Here is a 15461-nt window from a genome sequence, read left to right as displayed (position 1 = left end):
TCTATTATTTTTGATCAAATATCACGAGAGCTCTTCCAAACGGCACTTTCGCTTTTCGCGATAATGCCCACAACACTTCATAATTCGGCGGGATACGGGGGTATGACCCCTCCCCGTCGGTGAAATAGAGGAGCATCGTCGTCATGGGGAGATTCGCCTCGACGTAATCAAACGTCGGACGATAATCCGTCCCCCCTCCCCCTTTGAGAGGAAAATCCATAGGGTCCCCGCTGATAAATGTATGGTGAGCGTGCACCTTCGCATCGGCGATAATCAGCTCAATCTTCACCGAAGGGAAGTTTTGCATGATTGATTTAAACTCCTCCATAAAAGCCCCCAAAAGTGCATCGTCGATCGAACCGCTCGTATCGACTGCGACGCATAGACTGAGGGTATCACTGGTAAGCGAAGGGAGTGCGATACCGCGATGGATATGTTTTTTGTTCGGGGGCATAAAGGCGTAGTTGTTGCGCATGTGGCGATTGACCGCATTATAGAGTTCAAACCTCCAATCCACATCGCTGGGCTTTACCTTTTTACCTAAGCGCTCTAATCCTAACGGCATTGCCCCCTTACGCTGTGCAACCTCCTGCGCGATAGATGCGGCATATTGCCACTGCGACTCATCAGCGACGTCCATATCATCGGCAATTCCGTCGATATTGGCAAACTCCCCCAAATCATCTCCATCTTGAGCCATTGATTCTGAAGCACTCTTCCCACTCTCACCGAATGCATCCCCCTCACCAAGGTTAAGATCATTTTTGAGTGCATCATAGATCTCTTCGGCATACATTAGCTCATACTCTTTGTTGTAGTTTGCCCCTTGAGGGATATGCAAACCGCTTTTGCTTAGGAGATTATTGATCGCGTAATCGGTCGCTAACTGCCAAAGCTTCCCTCTGCGGTTTAGTTTTCTCTGCTGATGAGAGAGGACATGGTGCATAACGGCATTGGTTAGGATAAACATCACCTCCTCGACACTTCGACGCTCTAAAAACTCCACGTTATAGATAAACCGTTTTCCGTTACTGGCATAGCCTGAGAGATCCTCACTCGGCTCAAAATTGAGTCTCGAAGCGAGCATCCCGAAATAGGGATATTTCACCGTCAATAAACTCTTGGCTTTGAGCAGTAGTTGATCCGATAACATTATCGTAAGAGTGTGTTGAACTGGCGCATCCACAACGGCCAGCTCTCGACGTGATCTAGCTCGATTTTACGCGCGCGGAGGTCTTGGATAATCATTACCGCAAACTCTCCGGGGAGTTTCAATGTATAGGTGATGAGATTGTTCAGCTTTTTACTCCCCGTATAATCATCTATCCGCATAGTGAGCGCCGTGCTGAGAATATGAAGCGAGGAGGGATCACTCGGAACGTCCATGCACGTTCCCTCCAATATCGCATCCAAATCAGGAAGCTGTGAGGCAACGAGGCGAAACCCCAGATACGATGCCGCCAACTCTTCACCGACAGCACCCGCCACCATCGCCATCACTAAATCCTCATCGGGATTGGAGGCCATGATGTCATGGACATATTGCCATGTACGCGGTGTGGCAAATGATCTACTCTCGGCATTAAAGACAAACAGAGCATCAGGACGGTGGGAGATATAAGCGATGATACTCGCTTCGATACCGGCACGAATCGCCCAGTTGCGCCAATCCTCTACGTTTGCCTCCATCTCCAAATGGACAAAACGGTTAGCCAGAGGTGCCGCCATCCGAAACACCACCCCGCGATCGCTCTCACGGTTCCCCGCCGCCACAATCGCCCACCCATCAGGGAGACGATACTCACCGATCTTACGATCCAAAATCAGCTGATAGGCAGAGGCTTGAACCATCGGTGCAGCGGTATTGAGTTCATCGAGAAAGAGTATCCCACGTTCTTGTGATCCATCGGGCAAAAATGCCGGAGGCGCCCATATCGCACTGTCGTTTTTGGAATCAAAAAACGGGATACCCCGCAAATCGGTCGGATCGAGGAGTGAGAGACGCAAATCGATAAATCCTATATCCGCTTCACGTGCGATTTGAGCCACAATCGAGGATTTTCCGATCCCCGGAGGTCCCCATAAAAAGACGGGAACTTTTCGTTCGCACAAATGGGCAAGGGAGCGTTTGGCGCTTTGAGGGTTCATACTAAGTATCCTTGAGAATAGCGGTGTTTCGGGAAATGTTGCATTTATTGTGCGAAAAAGGTAGAACAATAATTGTATTGAGAGGGGTAATACAATCTTGAAGGAACACACAATGTCAATCCAAAGCTACATCGCTGAAAACAAACTCGAATGGATGATCGTCTACAATGCACCAACCGATGCGTACAAATATGCGTACCGAGGATGCCTCGTCGTAACTGAGGGTAAAGTTATCACTGCCGATAAAAGTCTCCCTCCAAAAGAGATCGTAAAACAAGTTATCCTTGCGACAAACTCGGACAAAATCGACTTCTTGGCGTGTGAGCTCACATCTTTGGATGTTTTTGAAGGTTTCGTAGCGAAATACAAAGAGTTCTTGACTCCTGAGGGGAAATACCTCCTTTTCGTCTCTGACATCATCGGTAAAGGGACATTCGTTTATGAGGGAATTACGTTCAATACGTTTGCATTGGATGAGAGTTCTGTATGGAACGACTTGCTCGATCTCGCCGATCTTTCAAAAGGTGATTTGAAAAAGATGTCGGATAAAGAGAAAATCGATGCCGTTGTAAAAGAAGTTTCACGTAGCAACCTACGACTCACTGAAAAAACGTATGAAGAGATCAAATCACTTCAACGCGGTGGAAAACTCTCTTTCGGGGCAGTTTAAAATCTGATTTGTCATCCCGTACTTGATACGGGATCCATTTTACTAAGTCGTAGCACGGCATGACAAACTCTTTATTACTCCCCCCTCTTCTCCAAACACCCTTTTTCCATACAGTTGATTTTAGGCATCGGTTCAACGTAACGATCCAACATTTCAGAGACTCTCTTCTCATCAAATCCGCACAACTTCTCCGTACCGATAATCATCAGCGGACGACGAATCAATATCGGATTAGACATCAACAGTTCCATCGCCTCAACTTCGTTAAGCGTTTCGGGAAAAATTTCACCGTTTTTGATCGCAGGGGCGGCAGGATTGAACCAATCAGATACCTCATAATCGCCCATAAAACTGCGCAAGGTTTCAGCATCCAACCCGTGCTCTAAAAGATTTCGCTCTATGAGAGTGCATCCGCTTTGACGGAGTATCTGCTTTTGCTTGGCATTGGCGGCACAAAAGGGTTTTTCATAAAAGACAACGAGTTTGAGCATTACTCTACCCCTAGGAGGGCGCGCCCTTTGCGATTGAGATAAAAGGTATCGAATCCATCATCCCCTACGGTCATACACTCTCCCAAATACCCTTCATCATAGAGATTGCTGATAATAGTGCGTACCTCATCCGTATCCATCTGTGCGTATTCGGCAATATCGACCGCCTCGTAGATATTATATTCGATCTCGTCACTCAGCGAAAAAATCGCCTGCATGACCCGTAGTGTTGATTCATTCATGATTACCCTTTAACTGATGTATCTGTTTTGTCAGTACGATAGTCTGAAGCGGATGGAGCTTTTCGCGCGAAAGCCACGTTTCAAACTCCACACTGTAATGCGCTTTAATCACTTGATGCAACTTCTGTGCCTGAGACACCAATTCCGATAAAAGCGCTTTGGCTTCATCGAAGCTATAACCGCTCAGCGGTTTTAATCGCCGTAATACCCCCTCACATAATCCATCGGTTATATGATCCTCTGCAAGGCTTAAAAACTGAGATGCCCGAAGCGCGGATGCAAAATTCTCATTCCAAATCCGTCCATGAACCATCTGATCGCACGCTTGATCCATGAACACAGGAAAGAGTCTCAACACCTCCAACAGTTCGCTAAAATCATTATCGACCAATGCACGAAAGAGCATTCGGCTACGGTTGCGGATATGACGACGAAGATCGGGGTTTTCGATGACCTCTGGGTTAAGCCGTGTAAACCGATCCAATGCCCCTAACCGAGAGTGATTAAATGCCATAATCGCCACCTCGGTGTTACGATCCCCAACTTGGTGCGGATGCGAACCGCTAGGACGATGAAATGCCCATAACAGCCGCGCTTCATCATCGGGATGATTGAGATAGGTTTCATCTCCGATTTGCTCCCCATCAAGCTCCTCTTTCAGAGTCTCAATATGCTCACGATAAGTCAAAGTAGACGACGTCCCCATAACGTTCAAACCTTTTCAAATTTTGTTTTTCACTCAGCAAAAAGAGGGTCTGCATCGCGGGAGCTTTATCGACTGTAAAATAGCCATCACTGAGTATCACCGCGAGGTTCTTCTCCCCTGCATGGGAATTCAGATACTCTAAAACGGGTCCAAACTGCGTCCCGCCGTTCCCTTTGGCAAACCGAATGTCGGGTAGTATCCCTTGGGCATCGTAGCTCTTTTTCTCTTCTACATAGACCCGCTCATCGAAAGGGATCACACTCACCTCAAAATCGTGACTCATCCTAACAATAGAGTCGATAATCCCAAGAAACCTTGCAAATACTTCACTCCTAATGCTCATCGAGCGATCAAGAAAAATAAAAAAACTCAAACGGTTGCGATCATAACGATATCCCGGCAAGTAAAGCCCTTGATGGATAAAACGACGATTCGGGCGAGAGAAATCGGACTCTTTATCGAAAAAACTCTCCGACATATAGGTGTGCAGTAGCGTATGCAGATCGATAGAGGGTTTGGTGATCTCGTCGAACATCTCCAACAGCGATGCGGGGATATTTCCCTGCTTCCGCGCCGCCCCCATCGCTTGGATAATGAGAGCATCGAGCTCTTCCATCGCAGCCTCGCTATCCCCCTCATGTTCGATGATGTCCATTTTTTGCTGATTGGGATTTTCATCGGATTGTTGCCCCTCACCCTCTTCACTCTCACGGTAGAGGGCATGGTACACCTCCTCTACACTTTTGTCGCGAAATGACTCGATCACCATCGCCTCTTCATCCGCATTTCCAACACGCTGAAAATCGCTGAGTAACAATCCGATCACGATGTCACAACTGCGATTCCATGTCGGCTTTTCTCGCCCTTTCATTCTGAAAGGGTGTTTGAGAAGAATATGGAGCAGTACGTGAGCGTAAAGGTATTTGAGACGGGCATCATCATACCCAAGGGTTTTCGTCTCATCGACACGGATATTCACCCCGTCGGTCTCGAAAAGCATGTGAGGATTGCTCTGGTATTTATGGGGGATCGAGAGAGCCAATACGCTTAAAAACGGATGGTCAAAGAGGAATTGAACCCGTATTTTTTCGAGTCTCTCGTTAAAGGATGTAGTCGCCATAGCGCTCAATCCATCCGTCAAACTCGGCACATTCGGCTAAGGATGCGTCTTTGACGATGGCATCTTTGATCAACATCACCCCAAACTCAGTCGGCAAGATTTGGGCAAAACCGAACAGATGTTTCGACGCTTCGTCTCCTCCGCGATAAAGTTCCACCATCGCCGAGACGAGCGCATAGAGCAATGCCGGTTCGCTTTTATCGATAGCGGGGTATTCGCCTCGGTAAATCGCTCCGACATCGGGGAGTTTTTCATACACTTTCACATACGAGAGAAATTCGATCCCCGCTCCGTATCCGATCAAACCGTAGATGATGGGGGCGATGCGGGAGGTATCGCCAGAGGTTTTGAGGACATTGGAGAGCATATGATAACTGCGTGGGGTCGCAAAGGCGGGGTTTGAGTCATCCTCGCTCACGCTCTCAGAGGTGAGCAGATCGGGACGAAATCCCAAAAATCCGATCACAAACGAGTGTAGAGCCTCTCGAATCGCAAAAAGTTTAAAATCCTCAAACCGTGCCTCGACACTCAGATGCACCATCCGATTCGCCAGCGGTGTCGGTAGTCGAAATACGACACCACGGTCACTAATACGGTTCCCCGCACAGATAATCCGCCAACCCTGAGGTAGTTCGTACTCACCCATTTTACGATTTAGTACCAACTGATAAATCGCCGCTTGTACCGAGGGGGGAGCGGAGTTAAGCTCATCCAGAAACAAAATCCCCTCACTGTTTTGATCTTTCGGGAAAAAAACGGGCGGCATCCACACCGTCTGCTCATCCCGTATGGCGGGGACACCGCGTAAATCGACGGGATCCATTTGCGATAATCGGACATCAACAAGCTCGAGTTTATGTTTTTTTGCCACTTCGGCAACGATATACGATTTCCCGATCCCTGGAGAGCCGTGGATAAAGACGGGGATGTCCGCACCGATGAGGGTATCAAGATGGGTATAGAGTTCGGTAGTCGTAATCGATGGGGTCTTCACGCACTCGCCTCTGCGATGAGGCAGGTGAAGCAGTGCTCTTGATCATTGCAAGTCGCACACGCAGGGGCAACTTTCCCAATCGCATCGTAGAGGAATTTTTTCCAGAGTTTATCTTTGGGTTTGAGCTCGGCAAGGCGAGGAAAATGACGTGTCATGAACTGCCCCATTTCGATCCGGTTTTTAAATCCGAGGTCTTGATAAAGGTGGTTCATCTCCAACGATTTTTTAGCGATGAGCGGAGCAATAACATACCGTGCTTCATCATTTACCGCGTACTTTTTCAGATACCCCTCGATCTCTCGGCATAAAGTGTCTAGGTCGCTCATTGCATTCTCCTTGGAGAGTTTTATACCATTATGCAATTTCTGTACGCGATAAAACTATGTCGTTCATTAGGAAAATATAGGTAAAATGCGCACTCATGAAACGAACCAAATCTTTTTCTCTTTACGCATTTATAATCGCCGTTTTGGTTCACCTCATCATTATCCTCGTGCTTATTTTACTGGATCAGTTTAAACCCGCAACACCGCCGCCAAGCCAAGCTAAAGCACCGAACGAACCTCACGAAGAACGGTTCCGACTCTCGATAAAAGAGAACCCTAATGTCACCAAAGAGGCTATCGTCAAAAACGATATTCCCAAAACAGCTCCGACACTCCCGATCCCGCGCGGAGAACAGCTCGTAAAAGTCTCTCAGCCTCTACCGAAGCCACTACCTCCTAAACCGACACCGCCGGAAGTTAAACCGACCCCTCCTATAACACCTGAACCGAGACCTGAACCTAAAAAAGCGTTCGAGCGTCATGTTGCGAAAATTGTTGCCGATATTGAGCGAAAACCTATCCCTAAACAAGAGTTCAATCTGCACGACAGTCTCTCAAAAGCCGACCCTTCCGTACACGAAAAGGTCAAAAGTTCTACCAAACTCTCTGACAGTATCCAACGTCTTTACGGTGATAAGTTTAATGAGCTTTCCGAGGGGGAGCAAAAATATATCCTCGATAACCAAGAAGCGATGCGACGGATAACGCAAACGGTGTTGGATCGCTACGGGCAATCTCGTATCCCTGATAACATCCGTACCAATGACACCAATATGATCGAGTTTTATCTCCACCCCAACGGTAGCATCTCCGATCTGCACTTTCTCAAAAACAGTCAGCTCTCGATCCTCGATGATACTACCAAAGAGGTGATTGAACTCGCCTACGCTAAATACCCGCGACCTCAACAAAAAACGCTGATCCGCTACCGCGTTTGGTACAACTTGACGGGGTATTAAAGAGTCGATCTTCGTTTGTCTCGCAGTTGATCATGATATTTTTTATACACTTGATAGCGCCCATGATCCAGTGTCTCGTCTAATAATTTGTGCAGTTTATCCATTATTATCTCTATCACATATCCCACTTCGCTTTCGCTCAATGACATACTCATTTTTAGTGTATCCAAATCACCTAAGATACTGCGATACATCTCCGTGGTGTAATAATCAACACTCGAAATTTTTTCAAATATTGTTTTTGCCGCCTCATCCATTTTACGCGGCTTACTCACTTCTGATGTTTGATCCACTGCTTTGGGATGAGAAGAGACCACCGTATGTTTCAAATGTTTGATATTGTAAGTATGAATTAGCCACTGTAATGCATCGGTTTGATTCACAAAATCTTTTACCACACGGTTATGCCCTATTGTGAGTCTCGCCCTATTATTAGGTGTCGATACTAAATGTATGAGATTATGTCCTATCTTTTTTTCAATCGCTAAAAGGATAAGTTTTTTAATGTCGTTGCTTTGATTGATTACCATGGGTGCTTAGTCAAGAAATAGCTTCTTTAGAATTATTTATTTAACGGTATAGTAGCGTAAGATCGGGTCTATAACGGTCATAAAAACACCCGAAATTTCTGACCTAAATATGACTATTAAAACACTACTTTTGACTCTCTTTGATAATACATAGTGCCTCTAATAATTTATCCAATATCTCCAGAAAGGCTTCGTCATTGTCACTCGTATTTTGAGACTTAAAACTAGGATGTTCAGCAATACGCTCATCCAAATCGCGTAAAACTGCTTTTATATCTTCATTGATCGATTCAAAGGTTGATAGAGCGGGTGTGTTTTCCATTATGTATCCTATTGTTTGATTTGTTTAGTCCTGCATCCGGTCTCGAATCACCAAGAACTGATCCAAATGTTCAAAAAACAGATCGATCATGGTCGGATCGAACTGTTTTCCCCGCTCCTCTTTAAAAAGTTCTAAAATCTTCTCCAGTGGCCATGCCGCTTTATAGATACGATCATGTCCCAAGGCATCAAATACATCAGCAACAGCCGTAATACGACCGTAGATCGGAATCTCTTCACCGATCAACCCTCTTGGGTATCCCTTTCCGTCCCAGCGTTCATGATGGGTATAGGCAACGACTGCCGATGCTTTTAATATCTCTCTTCCTGAGTGTTTTAACATCTCGTATCCGAGTTCCGAATGGGTTTTCATAATTTCAAACTCTTCGGGGGTGAATTTCCCCGGTTTGTTGAGAATATGATCCGGAATACCCACTTTACCGATGTCATGCATCGGGGATGCCTCTTTGAGCAGTGTCGCTTCCTCTTCGCTCAAGCCGATCAGTTTGGCAAGCAGATAAGAGTATTCAGCAACTCGCTTTACATGCAACCCTGTCTCTTGAGAACGAGTTTCACCGATAGCCCCCAGTGTCAATATAACTTCTCGTTGAGTATTGACGATCTCTTGGTTGAGACTAACAAGATTTTTACTGGCAGTATCGAGATCGTGTTTTAATACTTGTTTATACTCTTGGAGTTCACCTACCGTCTTGGTTATCAGAGTCGTGAGCGCTTTGAGCGTGACCTCTTTTTGATTTTTATCACTTCGTATCGGATGGATAGTTAATGCCTCGCTGAGAGGGTTCTCGCTCAATACGACCATCGTCGTGGTGATATTCAAAAGGGTATTGCGGCAACTTTGTGAATCGTGGAAAAACTCCCCATAGGTGATAAAACCCGCACTCGGAACGATTTGCTCCAAAAGGGCTATCTCGTCTTTGAGGTATTGCCCTAGTATCTGCCGTCGTGCCGCGCAGCTGTAGACATAAATCGCCTCTTTTTTATGTGTAAACTTTTGGGCAAGCGTCCTATGATTGTGCTGTTCGATATGTTCAATATTTACATATCCAAATTTCACAATACTCCCCATGGGAATACTCCCCGCGAAAGTAATCGAACCGCGTTCTTTATCGACCGCGACAGGTGCTCTGGCAACATCGACATCTCCCACTTTACATATGAGAGGAAATTCCATTCCGTATGACAAAAGATTATCGGCGACATCCGCTCCGAGATAATACGAATAAATGCTTAGCGGACTTTGGTGATTGATTTCAATCACTTCATTCCCTATGGATTTTGTTACCCGCATCTCTTGACCGATAGTTTGAATATTTAAAAGATACTCGTTCTTTACCTGAAGGCATTTAGACGAAAGGATTGCGATAACAACATCACCATCTTCAGCATCAGATGAGAAAACCTCACACCCCGCAAAACGAAAATCATCTCCCGCATTTCCCCCTGCAACTCTGCAATAAGGAAACCGTTCCGCCAAAGAGTCTATAAAATTCTCTGAATCAAATCGAAAGGTATTCGTAAAAACGATCAACAGTTTCGTATCCTCATTGACGTGATGGGAGGAGAGGTCGTCTATGATGGTTTCGATCGTTTGGGATTTATAAGAGGATACGCTAACATCGGTACGTTCAAAAATAGAAAACGAAAGGGTCACTTGAGCGTCAACGATCATACCGCCATCGATATTTCCGGCACTCGTCGTCGCAATCAATGACGCATTAGGTAAAAGAGCGCTCACTTCATCACGGATACGATAAAGGGTTTCACTGTTTTGTTCTGAACCGAACATCTGTACCAATACTGATTTCTCATTTTGCATTTCATGAAGCGTACAAAAACGCCCCAATTCGTCACAATTCTGGTAGAGATGGTTCAGAAGTTTCATACACTCTCTTTATTATGCAAATATATAGAATTCGACATTTTTGTATTGTATAAAACATTCAGTCATATATTAGTCATATTTATACATGCAAAAAGTGCTCTAATTGTGACTATTCCTACGCTATAGAGTCCAAAATCCCCTGAGCAATTTTAGAAAGAGGGAGCTGACGTTCCACCGCACCGAGTTCAAATGCCACTTTCGGCATACCGTAGACGACACAGCTCGCTTCATCCTGTCCGAGGGTTTTAGCTCCGGCGTTACGCATTGCGAGCAGACCTCGTGCGCCATCACCTCCCATCCCTGTGAGGATCACTCCGATAGCATTGGCTCCGGCGATTTTGGCGACGGAGTTTAGGAGAACATCGGCGGAGGGACGATGACCTGAGATTTTGTCACCGCTTCCGATTTCGACGTAATATCGTGCCCCTGAGCGGCGAACAACCATGTGATAATCTCCCGGAGCGATTAAAACGACCCCCGGTGTGATCGAATCGCCGTTTTTGGCTTCACGAACTTCCATCGCACACAGTGAGTTTAGTCGCTCGGCGAAGGGACCTGTAAAGTTGGCGGGCATGTGTTGGACGATGACCGTTCCGGGGGCATTGCGAGGGAGTCCCATCAAGACATCTTTGAGCGCTTCCGTCCCCCCAGTCGAGGCTCCGATGGCTAAAATCTTGTTGGTGGTTTCGGCGAGGGAAGTGGTATTGGCTTGTCCCAGATCTCTGAGGATGTGTTGACGTACTTTGGCTTTGGATGCCGATTTGATCTTGGCGATCAACTCATCGCGCATCTCATCTTTGCCGTCATAAATATGGGAGTGGGGTTTGGCGACGAAATCGACCGCTCCCGCTTCGAGAGCCGCCAAAGTCGTCTTGGCACCCGATTGGGTCAGGGATGAGACCATCACAACCGGAAGAGGCATATAGTGCATCAGACGTTTGAGAAAGGTAATCCCGTCCATGCGCGGCATCTCGACATCCAAACACACCACATCGGGACGAAGTTCGACGATTTTATCCCGTGCGATATAGGCATCAGACGCGGTTCCTACCACCTCTATCGAGGGTTCTGAGTCTAATATATCGTGTAATACCGCCCGTGCGGTTGCGCTGTCATCGACGATTAATACCCGTATAGCCATGATAATCCTTAGGCGTTATTTTCAGAGGAGGTTGCGTATTTCAACAGTATTTTCCCCCGCTCTAAATCAAATTGAATTTTCCGTCCGCGATTGCCGCCGACATCTTCGGCGACAACTGCAATGCGATACTCTTTTAAAATCTCTTTGGCAACCAAAATATTTTTTTGTCCGATCATCATCGCATCGCAGACACCGCTGTTCATAGCCGCCCCGCCGAAGATTTTGGCTTCGAGGGTTCTAGCAGATGAACCTTTTGCCATCATCGATTCGATTAGTTTAGGGATCGCAATATTGCCGAATTTAGGCGTTTGTAAGCCGTTTCCGTTCCAAAACGGGAGGAGATAATGGTTCATCCCGCCGATCCCTAGCTCTGTATCATATAAACATACCGATACACATGAGCCTAACACCGTTGAAATAGCCATTGGAGCATGATCGATATGAATCTGACCGACATGGATAAACGTAGAGGTTCCCTGTATCATCAGAGTTCTACTGCTCCGTCAAACGAATCAAATAAAAATTCGTTTGCACCGCACGCATCCGATTCGGATACCGATGCTTCCAAAGGGAGAGTAGCCGTAAAGGTAACCCATTCCTGACTCACGGTGTAATCGATCGATCCACCCAATTGTTCGCACAGCTCTCTGACAATGCTAAGCCCGATCCCCATCCCGTGATCTCCCTCAGGACCGCCTGCGAACCTAGTAAATACCTGCGGTTTAAATTCCACTTTGGGACCATTTCCTTGATTGTTCACCGCAATGATCAGTTGTGCATCGACCTGTTCCATCGCAATATCGACGATACCGTTGCGCAATCCGTACAGACACGCATTGGAGATGAGATTTTTCAAGATCAGGGCAAGTTTTCTCGGATCGGAAACAATCGTAAAATCAATCTTGTTATGGATACTGATGATAATGTTTCGCTCTTTGGTCAGATACACTAATTCCGCTATAACTTCGTTAAGAAGCTCTCCTATATCGAGCGTAGCAAATGCTATATCGACATTCCCGCTCTCAATCTCTGCCGCGCTAACGAGATTATCGACACAAAAATGGAGATTCAGTGCCTCTTGATGAATCATTTGGAATATCTTCTCCTGATCGATAGAAGGTTTAAGATGAGGAATCAACCCCAAAAGAGCAGTCATAGGGTTGTTAAGCTCACTGGCGACCAGTGATAAAAATCGTGATTTTGCCTTTTCACTCTCGATGAGTTGTTTGTTCAGGTCTAAAATCTTTCGGCTTAAAAATTCTACCTCTTCGTGTTCTTTTGCGGATTCCATGATCGCTTATCTCTCCATTTGTTTGATTGACTTGATCTCGTTACATAACGCATCCAATAGATGCTGTATCGATACGGATTGTCCCATTAAAAGCCGATTTTCAGCACTAAAATTACCACCAAATTTCTGCATCGCTTCGAGTTCTTGCGATGTTTTGGCGATCAGTGTTTTGAGTTGGGAAAAGATCCCCTCAAAACTTACTGTTTCATTTTGACTTCCTGCCGCTTCGATGATACCGTATACTTGGATATAGCCCAAATACATCATCTGCTGTTCGAGCTGATCGAGGTTTTTGAGTACGTCGCGCATCTGCTGATCGATCAACCGTTGCAGTGAATCGGTTTTATGAGCGTATTCGCTCACGAGGGTGATCAACGTATCCATGTTGCTTTCGATTTCGTGGTGCTCAACTTTGCAGTTTTCACACATCAGCTCGCGGATAAAGTAGTTGAGCATTTCGCTCTGCAACCGTACCCCCGAAACCGAAAAGATCATCGCATTCAACGAATCTGAGAGTTCATGAACCAAAACGTCAATTTTTTCGATCAACTCATCATTCTCTTTGGCATTGGTGCGAACATCGCGGGCTAAAATAGCGAATGTCTCCCCACCGTGTTCCACTTTATACGACGATACGGAGGCATTGAGCGAGAGGAAAACGACCTCACGAGCAACCTGACGTAAGATGAGACTTTTCTCTTCAAAAACCGATTTGACGTGATTGAACATATCGATTTTTTCAAACCAACTGTCGTATTTCACCATCAAATCTTCGGTGTAGCGATATACTGCCGCCAGACGTTGGCGTATCGGTGAGAGGGAAGCGTCGCTCACATGCATCCCTTCCGATGAGACGAGTCTTTGACGCCCTTTTAGCTCATGCAACAATGCATCGGACATAAACTCCTCATAGTTCTGATAGCCCAGAGTGTTTAAAATCGGGGCAATCATCGCTCCGCTCTCTTCCATCCCCCCGCGACGCTCGGCATCGAGGAGGATCGGATAAAGCTCTTGCGCAGCAGTGAGCAAAGGACCCGTCGGTTTTATCCGAATCGATACGATTCGATCTTTGAGGGGAAAAAGTGCCGCAAATACCCAGTAATAATCCCCCTCTTTCGTACGGTTTTTGACATATCCCGCGATCGGTTTTCCCGCGCCGGCATAGTCCCATAATATTTTAAAAAAAACACGCGGCATATCGCTATGGCGGACGACATTATGGTAACGTCCGATGGTCTCTTCTCTGGAATAGCCGCTGATACGGAAAAATACTTCATTACCCGATAGGATTGTACTATCCGGTGAGGTGATCGAGAAAAATAGCTCACTCGCATCAAATTTGGCCTCTTTCTGAGACAACGTGTGTTGTGTAATCTCCACTTGGGATCCTTTATAGTCGCTGGTAAATAGACGAGCCTAAGAGTTTTAATGTCTCTCGATGACTCGTCAATGATTCGGAACTCCCTAAAAATAGAGGTGCACCTTTGGGCAATAGGGTCGTAAATCGCCCGATTAGATCATGTCGGGTCGGATCATCAAAATAGATCATCACGTTACGGCAAAAAATCATGTCAAAACGGTTTTTGAAAAAAAACGGATCAGTCACTAGGTTATAGAGACGAAACATCACTTTTTCTTGCAAATGGGGTGCTATTTGATAATTTATCCCATTCTCCGTCCGTATTTTGTCGAATGCTCGATGGACGATCTCTTTGGGGAGAGCCTCCACATTTTTTGCTTCATAATGCCCTTTGATCGCTTTGGCGAGCACTTTGGACGAGATGTCGGTCGCTAGGATTTTGATGTCCCACTCCTCGAAATCGCGCAAATGGTGCTGTAAAAACATCAAAATCGTATACGGTTCTTCCCCGCTCGAGCACCCTGCCGACCAAATACGGAGTTTTTTCTCTTTTTTGGAAGCGACCAGTGCGGGCAAATAACTCTCCAGCCATGTCCATTGGGCACTTTCACGGAAAAATGAGGTAACATTGGTCGAAATGGCGCTCACAAACAGTGAGAGTTCTTCTCCGCTCTCATCAGAAACCAAGAAATCGTAATACTCGCGAAAGCTGGTGAGATTCAACTGATTGAGCCGTTTGTTCAACCGCCCTTTGATAAGGGTGGTTTTTTGCATCGATAACGAGATACCGACTCGCTCATACACATAACGACGGAAAAGCTCGAACTCTTCCGCTCTAAGCTCGATTTCACGCATGGTATGATGATCCTGATGGCAACTGTTTCAACTGCATCTTTTTTGGTGCATGAGCAGCGGATGTATCGTTTTCCATACCGACCATCGCGGCGAGGATACGAACGGTCTCCATCATCGAGGTGGCTTGTGCGTTTAGCTCTTCTGCCGCCGCTGCCGCCTCTTCTGAGTTAGCCGCTACTTGTTGGGTTACTTGGTCTACTTGTCCCATCGCTTGGTTGATTTGTGTCATACCCTCTGATTGTTCGCGTCCTGCGGTAGCAATCTCTCCGATCAAATCCGATACTTTTTTACTTTGCTCGACGATGTCTTGGAACGCCGTATGAGTTGCGTGAGCAATCTCGTTACCTTCTTTGATCTGTCCGACGACTTCTTCGATAATATCCGACGTCTCTTTTGCCGCC

At 46.2% G+C, this 15461-nt stretch carries 19 protein-coding genes; 2 read left to right on the top strand and 17 right to left on the bottom strand.

The features are described from left to right. Positions 1-4: 4 nt before the first annotated feature. Positions 5-1153, bottom strand: coding sequence for a DUF2201 family putative metallopeptidase (locus tag VFW36_RS07550; RefSeq protein WP_329658201.1), 1149 nt, complete (start codon positions 1151-1153; stop codon positions 5-7). Next, complete coding sequence (locus VFW36_RS07545) at positions 1153-2148, bottom strand: MoxR family ATPase (protein ID WP_329658200.1); 996 nt, start codon at positions 2146-2148, stop codon at positions 1153-1155. The genes VFW36_RS07550 and VFW36_RS07545 overlap by 1 nt, the downstream gene beginning before the upstream one ends. Positions 2149-2260: 112 nt before the next feature. On the opposite strand from VFW36_RS07545, the gene VFW36_RS07540 reads away from it, so the two are divergent. Next, entirely contained in the window at positions 2261-2818 is a 558-nt protein-coding gene (locus VFW36_RS07540; RefSeq protein ID WP_329658199.1) for a hypothetical protein, read from the top strand. Between the two features lie 74 nt (positions 2819-2892). Here the strand turns inward: VFW36_RS07540 and VFW36_RS07535 are convergent, their stop codons facing one another. Genes VFW36_RS07535 through VFW36_RS07510 form a run of 6 tightly spaced genes read right to left on the bottom strand, consistent with a single transcriptional unit; the run spans position 2893 to position 6697 of the window. Then, the gene (locus tag VFW36_RS07535; protein WP_329658198.1) at positions 2893-3309 is read right to left on the bottom strand and encodes an ArsC/Spx/MgsR family protein; all 417 of its coding nucleotides are present in this window, start codon (positions 3307-3309) and stop codon (positions 2893-2895) included. Further along, positions 3309-3551, bottom strand: a complete 243-nt coding sequence (locus VFW36_RS07530) for a hypothetical protein (protein WP_329658197.1) — start codon at positions 3549-3551, stop codon at positions 3309-3311. Before VFW36_RS07530 ends, VFW36_RS07535 begins: the two co-directional genes overlap by 1 nt. Next, on the bottom strand, positions 3544-4257 hold the full coding sequence (locus tag VFW36_RS07525) for a hypothetical protein (protein ID WP_329658196.1): 714 nt from the start codon (positions 4255-4257) through the stop codon (positions 3544-3546). Before VFW36_RS07525 ends, VFW36_RS07530 begins: the two co-directional genes overlap by 8 nt. Then, a complete protein-coding gene (locus VFW36_RS07520; RefSeq protein WP_329658195.1) occupies positions 4226-5377 on the bottom strand; it encodes a DUF2201 family putative metallopeptidase in 1152 nt (383 codons plus the stop codon). The genes VFW36_RS07525 and VFW36_RS07520 overlap by 32 nt, the downstream gene beginning before the upstream one ends. After that, a complete protein-coding gene (locus VFW36_RS07515) occupies positions 5358-6371 on the bottom strand; it encodes a MoxR family ATPase (RefSeq protein ID WP_329658194.1) in 1014 nt (337 codons plus the stop codon). The genes VFW36_RS07520 and VFW36_RS07515 overlap by 20 nt, the downstream gene beginning before the upstream one ends. Continuing rightward, positions 6368-6697 (bottom strand): nitrogen fixation protein NifQ, encoded by a 330-nt coding sequence (locus VFW36_RS07510; RefSeq protein ID WP_329658193.1) that lies wholly within the window; start codon positions 6695-6697, stop codon positions 6368-6370. Before VFW36_RS07510 ends, VFW36_RS07515 begins: the two co-directional genes overlap by 4 nt. A 95-nt stretch (positions 6698-6792) precedes the next feature. On the opposite strand from VFW36_RS07510, the gene VFW36_RS07505 reads away from it, so the two are divergent. After that, complete coding sequence (locus VFW36_RS07505; RefSeq protein ID WP_329658192.1) at positions 6793-7656, top strand: hypothetical protein; 864 nt, start codon at positions 6793-6795, stop codon at positions 7654-7656. Here the strand turns inward: VFW36_RS07505 and VFW36_RS07500 are convergent. The 9 genes from VFW36_RS07500 to VFW36_RS07460 form a co-directional block, all read right to left on the bottom strand. Further along, positions 7653-8054: a hypothetical protein gene (locus VFW36_RS07500; protein ID WP_329658191.1), complete on the bottom strand. Its 402-nt coding sequence runs from the start codon at positions 8052-8054 to the stop codon at positions 7653-7655. The two genes, VFW36_RS07505 and VFW36_RS07500, sit on opposite strands and share 4 nt — an antisense overlap. A gap of 256 nt (positions 8055-8310) precedes the next feature. Further along, positions 8311-8508, bottom strand: coding sequence for a hypothetical protein (locus VFW36_RS07495; protein ID WP_329658190.1), 198 nt, complete (start codon positions 8506-8508; stop codon positions 8311-8313). A gap of 24 nt (positions 8509-8532) precedes the next feature. Beyond that, positions 8533-10413 (bottom strand): HD domain-containing phosphohydrolase, encoded by a 1881-nt coding sequence (locus tag VFW36_RS07490; RefSeq protein WP_329658189.1) that lies wholly within the window; start codon positions 10411-10413, stop codon positions 8533-8535. A gap of 115 nt (positions 10414-10528) precedes the next feature. Further along, the gene (locus VFW36_RS07485; RefSeq protein ID WP_329658188.1) at positions 10529-11554 is read right to left on the bottom strand and encodes a chemotaxis response regulator protein-glutamate methylesterase; all 1026 of its coding nucleotides are present in this window, start codon (positions 11552-11554) and stop codon (positions 10529-10531) included. An 8-nt stretch (positions 11555-11562) separates the two neighbouring features. Further along, a complete protein-coding gene (locus VFW36_RS07480) occupies positions 11563-12039 on the bottom strand; it encodes a chemotaxis protein CheD (RefSeq protein WP_329658187.1) in 477 nt (158 codons plus the stop codon). Then, positions 12039-12845, bottom strand: coding sequence for a HAMP domain-containing sensor histidine kinase (locus tag VFW36_RS07475; protein WP_329658186.1), 807 nt, complete (start codon positions 12843-12845; stop codon positions 12039-12041). The genes VFW36_RS07480 and VFW36_RS07475 overlap by 1 nt, the downstream gene beginning before the upstream one ends. Positions 12846-12851: 6 nt before the next feature. Further along, the gene (locus VFW36_RS07470; protein ID WP_329658185.1) at positions 12852-14225 is read right to left on the bottom strand and encodes a PAS domain-containing protein; all 1374 of its coding nucleotides are present in this window, start codon (positions 14223-14225) and stop codon (positions 12852-12854) included. Between the two features lie 10 nt (positions 14226-14235). Beyond that, positions 14236-15060, bottom strand: coding sequence for a protein-glutamate O-methyltransferase CheR (locus VFW36_RS07465; protein WP_329658184.1), 825 nt, complete (start codon positions 15058-15060; stop codon positions 14236-14238). After that, the coding region (locus VFW36_RS07460) for a methyl-accepting chemotaxis protein (RefSeq protein ID WP_329658183.1) at positions 15053-15461 on the bottom strand (409 nt) is incomplete at its 5' end. The genes VFW36_RS07460 and VFW36_RS07465, both read right to left, overlap by 8 nt.

This window comes from Sulfuricurvum sp. (assembly GCF_036279695.1).
In the GTDB taxonomy this organism is placed as follows: Bacteria; Campylobacterota; Campylobacteria; order Campylobacterales; family Sulfurimonadaceae; genus Sulfuricurvum.
The sequence above is the reverse complement of the archived record's forward strand: the minus strand, read 5'-3'. Positions and strand labels throughout refer to the sequence as shown.

Excerpts from the sequence above, each read along its gene's own strand:
- VFW36_RS07550 (WP_329658201.1), bottom strand. The coding sequence starts at position 1,153 with ATGTTATCGGATCAACTACTGCTCAAAGCCAAGAGTTTATTGACGGTG.
- VFW36_RS07545 (WP_329658200.1), bottom strand. The coding sequence starts at position 2,148 with ATGAACCCTCAAAGCGCCAAACGCTCCCTTGCCCATTTGTGCGAACGA.
- VFW36_RS07540 (WP_329658199.1), top strand. The coding sequence starts at position 2,261 with ATGTCAATCCAAAGCTACATCGCTGAAAACAAACTCGAATGGATGATC.
- VFW36_RS07535 (WP_329658198.1), bottom strand. The coding sequence starts at position 3,309 with ATGCTCAAACTCGTTGTCTTTTATGAAAAACCCTTTTGTGCCGCCAAT.
- VFW36_RS07530 (WP_329658197.1), bottom strand. The coding sequence starts at position 3,551 with ATGAATGAATCAACACTACGGGTCATGCAGGCGATTTTTTCGCTGAGT.
- VFW36_RS07525 (WP_329658196.1), bottom strand. The coding sequence starts at position 4,257 with ATGGGGACGTCGTCTACTTTGACTTATCGTGAGCATATTGAGACTCTG.
- VFW36_RS07520 (WP_329658195.1), bottom strand. The coding sequence starts at position 5,377 with ATGGCGACTACATCCTTTAACGAGAGACTCGAAAAAATACGGGTTCAA.
- VFW36_RS07510 (WP_329658193.1), bottom strand. The coding sequence starts at position 6,697 with ATGAGCGACCTAGACACTTTATGCCGAGAGATCGAGGGGTATCTGAAA.
- VFW36_RS07505 (WP_329658192.1), top strand. The coding sequence starts at position 6,793 with ATGAAACGAACCAAATCTTTTTCTCTTTACGCATTTATAATCGCCGTT.
- VFW36_RS07495 (WP_329658190.1), bottom strand. The coding sequence starts at position 8,508 with ATGGAAAACACACCCGCTCTATCAACCTTTGAATCGATCAATGAAGAT.
- VFW36_RS07490 (WP_329658189.1), bottom strand. The coding sequence starts at position 10,413 with ATGAAACTTCTGAACCATCTCTACCAGAATTGTGACGAATTGGGGCGT.
- VFW36_RS07485 (WP_329658188.1), bottom strand. The coding sequence starts at position 11,554 with ATGGCTATACGGGTATTAATCGTCGATGACAGCGCAACCGCACGGGCG.
- VFW36_RS07480 (WP_329658187.1), bottom strand. The coding sequence starts at position 12,039 with ATGATACAGGGAACCTCTACGTTTATCCATGTCGGTCAGATTCATATC.
- VFW36_RS07475 (WP_329658186.1), bottom strand. The coding sequence starts at position 12,845 with ATGGAATCCGCAAAAGAACACGAAGAGGTAGAATTTTTAAGCCGAAAG.
- VFW36_RS07465 (WP_329658184.1), bottom strand. The coding sequence starts at position 15,060 with ATGCGTGAAATCGAGCTTAGAGCGGAAGAGTTCGAGCTTTTCCGTCGT.